This is a genomic window from Microcoleus sp. D3_18a_C4 (assembly GCF_036702415.1).
Classification (GTDB): Bacteria; Cyanobacteriota; Cyanobacteriia; order Cyanobacteriales; family Microcoleaceae; genus Microcoleus.
In genome coordinates, this window is sequence record NZ_JAUBTI010000166.1 from 1 (window position 1) to 9,682 (window position 9,682).

Genomic DNA, 9,682 nt, shown 5'->3' on the forward strand with positions numbered 1-9,682 from the left:
GTAGGGGCGGGTTTTACGAATAATATTTAATACCAGCAGACAATCTAGATAAACCCGCCCCCACCCAACCAATAACCTAGATTAACCTGATGTGCGATCGAATGCAAAGAATATTGATTCGGATTTGTCGTTGGGCAGGGCGGGTTTATGATATTGTTGGCTTCTCATATAGATTGTTGGTGAAACCCGCCCCTACAGGCGATTGTAGGGGCGGGTTTTACGAATAATATTTAATACCAGCAGACAATCTAGATAAACCCGCCCCCACCCAACCAATAACCTAGATTAACCTGATGTGCGATCGTATTTCACAAATGTAGATGCCGATTTGTGGTTGGGTGGGGGCGGGTTTTTGAGATTGTTAGTGTTTCACATAGATTGTTGGTAAAACCCGCCCCGGAGGGCTATCGACACAATGTTATAGTACGATCGACTGTAGATAAGATTTGCCATTACATTCGATCGACAGTGTGCTAGATTCATTAATTTTGACTGAATTATGAGGATATAATTCATCTTTTGCCCACGACCAAGGATTATTAATGATGTATTCCCGGATAGCAACTAATGATTCTTCATTGCGGATGATATGTTCGTAATAACCTCGTTGCCAAACTGATACGCCAGTCAAATATCGCATTTGGTTAATTCGCCGCGCTGAAGATGTTTTCATACCCCGCACAATTTCCGATAAAGGATGGATTTTGGATTTTCTCAGCGCCAATTTATCCGATTCTGTATAATTTATTTCTGGGCTGTCTTTCAAAAAAATAATCCCGTGGACGTGATTTGGCATCACAATAAAATTATCTAATGCCACATTTTGATAACGTTTGGGAAGAATGCTCCAATTGAATAAAACAGTTTTACCATAGGGACTCAATTGCATTGTATTATCAATGACTTCGCCGAATAAACATTCACGCTGCCAACTGCAAATAGTGAGAAAATACGCACCGGGAGTCGTATAATCATATCCAGGCAGGCGAATTGAGTGGCGGTGGTGTTTGTTGCGATCGTATTTCATAATCTTTTTCCCAAAAACACAGGCGGTAGGGGCGGGTTTTACGAATAATATTTAATACCAGCAGACAATCTAGATAAACCCGCCCCCACCCAACCAATAACCTAGATTAACCTGATGTGCGATCGAATGCAAAGAATATTGATTCGGATTTGTCGTTGGGCAGGGCGGGTTTATTTATTTTCTTAATTAGTGGCACAGATGGTTGGTGAACCCGCCCCTACAATCATTTTTCAGGTGCATTTTCTTGATCTACTTGTTCAAAATTAACTTTATTATAGATATCTGCCACAGCAATTTCAAAGGATACTGAAGCAAGTGCGATCGTCTCATCCGATTCATTGTACTCAGCAAACGACCATCGCTTATCATCCGTCTTAGAAAAATGTTCGATATATCTCCGATTTTGGTCGATCAATAAGTATTCTTCAAGAGTGGGAATCGTGCGGTATCCCTCAAACTTTTTGCTGCGATCGTATCCTTTAGTAGAAGCTGACAAAACCTCAATAATTACCCTGGAATTGGTAATCGTATCGGTGCGGTTATTATAATACTCCGGCTTCCCACATACTACCATCACATCGGGATAGGTATAGATGCGCTTCTTGGGTATCCACAAGCGGACATCGCTCATGAAAACATCATAATCCTCAGTCTTGAAAGCAAAATTTAACGCGGCATAGAAATTCCCAGCTATTTGATTGTGATTGGTAGAGCCACCGGCCATAGGAAATATTTCACCGTCAATGTATTCGCTTTTGTAGTCAGCAGCTTCTTCTAGTGCTAGATATTCCTCGATCGAGTAGTATCGTTGTTCAGTAAGTTGCATAGTTCTATTAGAGAGCATTTAACTGAGACTTTTGTTTAGTGTAACATTTTTGGGTAAGCTTTTTAAGGTTGAGTTTGTGTAGGGGGTTTTTGAGGGAGCATCTCAGTTTTGTAAAAAGCATTTTTTTTATTGTAGTGCGAGCGTCCCCGCTCGCGTATTGTACAATAGGCGAGCGGGGACGCTCGCACTGTAAATGCAAAACTGAGATGCTCCCGTTTTTGAGATTGTTGGTTTCTCACATGAATTGTTGGTAAACTCGTCCGCACACAGCCGATCGCCTAGATTTATCTGATATGCGATTGCATCCCAAAAATGTAGATTCGGATTTGTCGTTGGGTGGGGGCGGGTTTTCGAGATTTTTGGTCTGAGCCGATTATGGTTGGTGAACCCGCCCCTACGGTAATTTGGGGAAACACGCTTATTTTCGAGATTTGTCGTTGGGTGGGGGCGGGTTTATTATATTGTTGGTTTCTGACATAAATGGTTGGTGAACCCGCCCCTACGGTAATTTGGGGAAACACGCTTATTTTCGAGTTACCAAAACCCAATCGTCCGCTGTTTTGACAATCTCAGCATTCTGCAAACCTAAATGTTTTAAAACTGGTTTTTCTAACAGAAAATAAGGTTGAGGAAGAGTTTGCCATTTCTGTTTGAGCGTCGGCGCGTCGGCGACAATAACTTGGCGTTGACTATAAAAATTCAGCGAGGGACGGCCCAAGCGGTGAGAAGTAAACACCTGTTGACCGGCCGGAGTTCCTGTGCGGACAATTTCGGCGATCGGCTTAACCGGATAATCCTCCGCCAGTTCCCAAACCCAGTTATCAGAAGCCATCAATACCAACAGCGTCAGGTAAGTTCCCCAAATTAAAACTAATATAAACTGCCGGTCTTTGCGGTGCAGCAACACGGCCGCCATTGTCATTGTCAAAGCTACAAACATCAGCATTAACTGCAAATCTCGCTCTGGAGGGGCAATTTGTCCCCCGATCCGTACCCAGCCACTGAAGTACACGCAACCGACGACAGCAACCACAGCCAGCATTGCCAAAATCGCGGGATGAGGCAACAAAGAAATAGCATCAAAACGTTCTTCTGCTTCCTCTTTGATCGGCTCTGGCGGCAGCCACAGTTGCTCCCAAACTTCAGCGAGATAACTGCCAACAGCAAGAGCAAAAGCTGGATAAATTGGCAAAACATACCACGGCAATTTAGTAGTCATCACAGAAATAGCCAGCAGATATACTCCAGTCCAAACCAATACTAATTTTGGCCCGGCAAAACTGCGATTTTCCCAACTCAGACGCAGCCCTTGTAGCCAAAATAACTGCCACGGCCAAGCTAATTTAAAAATTTCTAAAAGATAATACCAAGGCGGGCCTCTGTGACTGCTTACAGGTTCCGAAATGCGCCGGAAAGATTCGTTTACTAAATTAGTGTGGATGAAATATTGGCCGTAGTGCAGCCATTGGGCAAAATACCAAGCAGCTACTGGCAAAGTTCCGATCGCCAATCCGCCCCAAAGATACCCAGAAGTGAGGAGTCGCGGGGTATCCCAAACCAAAAAAATACAGCCCATCCCACCCAGCAGCAGCCCCAACATCACGCCCTTAGTCAGGCAAATGAGTCCGAAGCCAATCCCCGCGCCCAAAGCATAGCGCAAATCCCGGCGCGATCGTAGCAAACACCACATCGCCGCCAGCAAAAAACACAAAACCGCCCCATCCAACATCGCCAAACGTCCATGCCGCACCACCGGTAACAGCGTCAGATAAACGAGGGCAGAAAAAATGGCGATCGAACGCGGAGGAAACAACTCCCTGCCAATGGCGTAAAGCAGGGGCACTGAAGCCGCTGTCAGCATCGCCGGTGCCAACCTCGCCGTCAATTCGCTGACACCGCCGACGGCAAAACACAGCCCGATTAGCCAGTGTACCAGCGGCGGTTTGTTCAAATAAGGCATAGAGTCGATCGTCGGATACAGCCAATTTAAGTTGCCGCGCCAAATTTCGCGACTTACCTGCGCTGCAATGCCTTCATCCCAATCCCGCAAAGCCACGCCGCCCAGATTCAGCCCGAAAATCAGCACTGCAGCCAACAGAAAAGCCAGCATCCACACTTTGTCTGTAAAGCTGTCATTCCAGCGATTTTTCGGTTTGCGGCCAAGGAATGGAAAGATTTCTGACATAAGTTAAGAGAGTTTTGAGCGTCCCAAACTGAGGGTAAACTTAGACAGCAGTTATTTGCAACTAGGAAAATACCATGAACTTGCCTGTAATTATAGATATTATCATTGGCTTAGTATTTATCTACCTGACTTTAAGCTTGCTAGCTTCTGAAATTCAGGAACTGATTGCTACTGTTTGGCAGTGGCGGGCGGAACATTTAAAGAAGTCGATCGAAGTGCTGATTTCTGGCGGCAGCGAATCCGCGAAAGATCCCCTGCAATTTAAGAGAGTCGGACAGTTAGCCCATTCGATTTACGCCAATCCGATTATCAAAGATTTGAATCAGGGAGCGAAAGGGCTTTTATCAGAGGGATTCCGCTCTGTTACGCACCGCATGGGGGATTTTTACCACGGAGTTACGGGTACTAAAAATGTTTTCGGCAATAAATCCAGTGGGCCTTCTTATATTCCAGCCGAGTGTTTTTCTGCTAGCCTTTTGGAGACTTTAAAGGTTTCTAGTTTGCTCAGCTCTATCTCTAAAACCAGATTGGAAAGATTTAAAGATTTACAATTAGCACAAATTAAACATATTGGAGAAAATCTGAGTTTGCCGGATGCTACTAAACCGATTATTGAGCAAGAATTTAGGTGGCTGACTGCGGAGTTTAATCGAGTTGTTGAAGATTATAAACACAATTTATCCAGTTTGAACAACAGCTTAGATCGGATGTCGGAAAAGCTAGGATTTTATATTAAGGATTCTCAGGTTTATCTACCAGAAACCGAGGTAGCAGGTAGAGAATTTCAGAGGCAGATGGCAATTGTGAAGGCTCGTTTTGACAGCCCAATTGAGCGTGTGGCGCTGCTGGGGCAACTGCAACCGAGTTTCAGCAATCTGTTAAATACTGTTAAAAAAAGTCAAGATTCTGTAGCAGAAATTATGGAGCTAAAAGAGGAGAGTCCGATTTATCAACAAATCCAAGAAACCTTGGACCGTATGCCAGAATCTTTGAAACGCAGCCTTTATATTTTAGCGCAGCGCGCTGAAAAAGGCGGCGGAGATACTCAAGAGCAGTTGCAGCGGTTTCAGAAAGAAATTGAAATTTGGTTTGACCAATCGATGGAGCGTGCTTCTGGTGTTTACAAGCGGAATGCCAGAGGGGTGGCGATTTTGCTCGGAACTGCGATCGCTGTCGCTGCTAATGCTGATACCATTCATATTATTAATCGGTTGTCGAAAGATTCGATGTTGCGATCGACTGTTAATGTGTACGCTGAGCAGTTGGTGGAAAAAAATGCTAGGACTAAATTAGATAATTTACCAAGTCTGAGAAAAGTTCAAAAGGATGTAGATATAGCTTTGGATGAGGTAGCTCTGCCTTTTGGATGGAGCGAACAGAACAGCTTGGAACGAGATAAGCAGGGGAATTTATTGTGGCCGGCTTTGATTGCAAGATTGTTTGGTTGGATATTGAGCGGCGTAGCTATTTCTATGGGGGCTGCTTTTTGGTTTGAGGCGCTCAACAAGATTATTAATATTCGCAATGCAGGGAAAAAACCGCCATCTTCTACAGAATCTTGAGCGGTGCTGTTGCGAGGCCAATCTACTAAGTGTCATACCCTTTTAAATTTTAGATTTTAGGTGGGGGAATGACTGAAGACTATCGAGGTTTGAAGCACCGGCTTATATCATGTCCGGTCGTGCGACCGCGATTGTTGTAGGGGCGGGTTCACGAACAATACCTGCCAATAATTGACAATCTCAAAAACCCGCCCCGACCGGGATATTATGGTTAATCGCTCGGACATGATATTACAGTTGGATTCTTTTTTGAAAGTGGGATCACGGATAGGATACCGGATCGATCGGTAATTGCGCGTTTGCCGGAAGTAAGGGAAAACACGCAGAATATAAATTCCGTGCGATCGCGGATGGCAGTGCTGCAGAAATAGGGCAAACTGATAGATAGGTGAAATAAGAATGGGCGAAATAAACAAGGTCGCTGGCAGTTTCAGAAGCTCTGACTCCAAGGCTGTATCTACCGCTAAACACACTTTTGGAGGACGGAATATGTTGACTTCTTTAAGGGAAACGACTCCCGCCTCGGAATACGCAAATTCCCCATCCAAAAGCTTTGCATTCAAGGACTCCAGCATCAATGAAGGTGGATATTTTGTTTCCAGAATTTTGGCTGGGGAATCTGACTGCATCGAGAAAATTACCTCGGCACTTCAAAAATATGCCTCTATCCTTAGAGAGATTGACAAAGTTCGCACAAATTCTGACGGCAGCTCGAACCAACTGCAATTAGGCTTTGTTATCCTCAGTTCAGATTACCTAGAACCATACAAAAGTCAATTGCCAAAATCGCATAGTTATCTGACTCAAAACAGCGGACTTGGTTCGTGTTATGCCGATCGAGATAGTGATACACTCAGCAACGGCGGTGGGCGCGATCGACTGTTTGCTAATTAAGCAGAGTAATTTAATGCAGGGTATGGAACGTACCGAGGGCGACTGAACCCGAATACAATTGTAATTATGGACGCAGCGCGATCGCAATCAACGATTTGAGCTGACTCAATGGGAGCATCTCATATTTGTAAAAATACTTCTTCTGGCTCTTTCCTTCTGCCTCTTTCCTTCTGCCTCTTTCCTTCTGCCTCTTTCCTTCTGCCTCCTGCCTCCTGCCTCCTGCCTCAAAACTCCAATTTCTAGCGGAGGGCTGCAAAGGTGAGATGCTCCCGACTAAATCAGCAATCATATCAACTCCCGCTGAATAATTTGAATCACGTTTGTAGTGAGGATGGCAGTCCTCACAGTGTCGGTAGCACCCCATAAGCCAATTGATTTCCAGCGATGGGTTCCACTTAATCTGAGACCGTTTTGACTGTTAGTAAATGCGACCCAACATCATGGTAATCAGTATTTGGGTGTATCGCAAACCTAGCAACTTCAAAGCATATAGAATTCAGCAAGCCCTACATAATTCAGTTTTCCCTTGGATGAAATACAGCTAGGGAAACTCTAGTGCCTTGTGCCTCTACGTAAAATCTCACACTCAAATAAAAACTACTAAATATAAGAGGAGTTATTCGGGGGTGAATTACCTCCACTATTTCCGCATCCCTCAACTCAGCCTACTATTAGCAAAATAAGGTCAAAAAAAATTGGATAATAGAACCTAGTTTATTTCAAGATTCCCGATTAATATTGCGATCTATTCCCATAGATAGAGGCTCGAATTTCCATTATAGTCAAAAGGAAAAATGCAAAGACCGAGTAAAATAAATCAATAAAGATATTTTTAAAATGACACCATTTCCAAATTGGGTGTTAAGATATAATGAAATAAGGCTGATGAGATAACTCCGGGGTGTATCTACTAATAATGCCCTTAATGGAGTCTCCAATATGAGTTCTACATTCGCTCAAGTTAACTCACAATCTGCTTTTGAAAAACGGCCAGTGCGCTCCTTAGTCTTCATTGACTCCGGCGTTAAAGATTACGATTCAATTGCAGCGGGAGTGCTGCCGGGACAGCAGGTAGTAATACTCGATAGCACCAAAAACGGCATCGAACAAATCACCTCGGAGATGGACAAATACGCCTCTACTAACGGGGCGATAGATTCTGTTCACATTATTTCTCACGGCAGTTCTGGCAGCTTACAATTAGGCAATACCGCTCTGGGTTCAGATAACATAGAGCAATACAAAAGCCAGTTGGAAAAGTGGCAAACTTCACTAGCCCCACAAGCAGACTTCATGGTGTACGGCTGCGATGTAGCAGGCGGTACAGGTGCTAATTTCCTCGATCGATTCAGTCAATTAACCGGGGCTGACGTTGCGGCATCCACCAACATAACTGGCCGTGGCGGCGACTGGAATTTAGAATTTGCTAAGGGTCAAATTGAATCTCCCTTAGCCTTGCAGCCAGAGGCTATGGCAAGTTACCAAGGTGATTTAGCTACGATCGTAGTAGCCAACAATAGCGATAGCGGGCCGGGTTCATTAAGGGCTGCGATCGCCACGGCTGTTGCCGGCGATATAATTACCTTCGCCCCAGGTTTAGCCAGCCAAACCATTACCCTCACCAGCGGTCAACTAGATATTCCCGTTGGCAAAAACATCACCATTGACGGCGCCGCAGCAGCGGGTTTAACTATCAGTGGCAACAACGCATCCCGCGCGTTTTTTGTCAACGCCAACGTTGCGACTGCTACTAATTTTGTGGTCAAAAACCTCATTATTACTAACGGCAAAACTACCGATCGAGGTGGCGCGATCGGCACAACCGACGAAGTAAACCTCACAGTAGAAAACGTTCAGTTCAACAACAACGTCGCCGATAAAGGCGGTGGCGCAATTTTTGGTAATTTCAACAATACCCTGACTGTTACCAACAGTAAATTCACTGGCAACGTAGCCACCTCCGCTAACGATGAACGCGGTGCAGGTGCGATCGGCTTTTTGAGTTCCAAAACTTTTACAGTCACAAACAGCGACTTCACCAACAACAAAGGAATTAACGGCGGGGCGATTAACAGCCTTCAAGGTAAGCTGACAATTGACAACTCCCGATTCATCGGCAACGACACCACAGCAGCCACTTTCGCCACAGGGCAGCCCAATTCTTTCTTAAGAGGTTTCGGCGGCGCAGTTTACACAGACAGAGCCAGCAATCCCAGCGAAGCTTCCGGCACAATTAAGATTACCAATAGCGTATTTCAAGACAATAAAGGTCGAGGTGAAGGAGGCGCAGCTTATCTGTTCACCGGCAGCCAAGACAAGGTTATTTTGGAAAAGAGCACCTTCCAAAATAACGAAATTCTGGCGCTACCCAACGGTGGAAATGCTGGAAACGGTGGTGGGGTAACGATTTTGAGCGACAGCACCAACCAGGGATTGACCATTACCAACACCACCTTTGCGGGCAACAAAGCCGCCAATCAAGGTGGCGGCCTGTGGATGCGAAATGCCCCTACTACGATTACTAACAGTACGTTTTCTGGCAACTCCACGGCGTTTGCTGCTGGTGATTTCAACAAACTCGGCGGTGCAATGACTCTTGGTGCACCCACAACCATTCTCAACACGACGATCGCCGATAATTCTGCAGGCTGGGTTGGTGGAGGTATCTTCGCCGCTGCCAATAATGTCACCCTCAAAAACACGATTCTTTCCAACAATACAGCGGCTAACGGAGGAAACCCTTGGGGCATTCAGCAACACGTCACCGCCCAATATAGCGATCGAGGAGGGAATTTTCAGTGGCCGGCCAAAAACCCCAATGACGGAAGCGATGTCAATGCGACGGCAAGTATTACGATCGCAGACCCCTTACTTGGCCCTTTGCAAAACATCAACGGCGCTTTAGTCAGGCCGCTGCTGACAGGAAGTCCGGCAATTGATAAAGGGATTGCCACCGACGCACCTGCTACGGATCAGCGCGGCGTGACTCGCCCTCAAGATGGCGACAGCATTCCAGGTGCGATCGTGGACAGCGGCTCTTTTGAATTGGGAGGTAGTGTCGTCCCCGCGCCGACTCCGACTCCCACACCGACTCCGGCGCCAACTCCGACGCCCGCGCCGACTCCGACTCCCACACCGACTCCGGCGCCAACTCCGACGCCCGCGCCGACTCCGACTCCCACACCGAC

General features: G+C 45.8%; 7 protein-coding genes. 3 read left to right on the top strand and 4 right to left on the bottom strand.

Translation table 11 applies throughout. The annotated features are described in order from the left end of the window. Positions 1–418 precede the first annotated feature (418 nt). From QUB16_RS32060 to QUB16_RS32070, 3 genes are all read right to left on the bottom strand, one after another. Positions 419–1,027 carry a transposase gene (locus QUB16_RS32060; RefSeq protein ID WP_333322338.1) on the bottom strand — a complete coding sequence of 203 codons (609 nt, stop codon included), beginning with the start codon at positions 1,025–1,027 and terminating at the stop codon, positions 419–421. Positions 1,028–1,250: 223 nt separating this feature from the next. Next, positions 1,251–1,853, bottom strand: coding sequence for a Uma2 family endonuclease (locus QUB16_RS32065; protein ID WP_333322340.1), 603 nt, complete (start codon positions 1,851–1,853; stop codon positions 1,251–1,253). A 523-nt stretch (positions 1,854–2,376) separates the two neighbouring features. Further along, a complete protein-coding gene (locus QUB16_RS32070; protein WP_333322342.1) occupies positions 2,377–4,038 on the bottom strand; it encodes a glycosyltransferase family 39 protein in 1,662 nt (553 codons plus the stop codon). A gap of 74 nt (positions 4,039–4,112) precedes the next feature. On the opposite strand from QUB16_RS32070, the gene QUB16_RS32075 reads away from it, so the two are divergent. Both QUB16_RS32075 and QUB16_RS32080 read left to right on the top strand, forming a co-directional pair. Further along, positions 4,113–5,600: a hypothetical protein gene (locus tag QUB16_RS32075; RefSeq protein ID WP_333322344.1), complete on the top strand. Its 1,488-nt coding sequence runs from the start codon at positions 4,113–4,115 to the stop codon at positions 5,598–5,600. Positions 5,601–6,089: 489 nt separating this feature from the next. Next, complete coding sequence (locus QUB16_RS32080) at positions 6,090–6,494, top strand: DUF4347 domain-containing protein (protein ID WP_333322346.1); 405 nt, start codon at positions 6,090–6,092, stop codon at positions 6,492–6,494. Positions 6,495–6,558: 64 nt separating this feature from the next. Here QUB16_RS32080 and QUB16_RS32085 read toward each other — a convergent pair whose 3' ends face one another. Next, entirely contained in the window at positions 6,559–6,783 is a 225-nt protein-coding gene (locus tag QUB16_RS32085) for a hypothetical protein (protein ID WP_333322348.1), read from the bottom strand. A gap of 650 nt (positions 6,784–7,433) precedes the next feature. Here QUB16_RS32085 and QUB16_RS32090 point away from each other — a divergent pair. Continuing rightward, a partial coding sequence (locus tag QUB16_RS32090) for a DUF4347 domain-containing protein (protein WP_333322349.1) occupies positions 7,434–9,682 on the top strand: 2,249 nt, incomplete at its 3' end.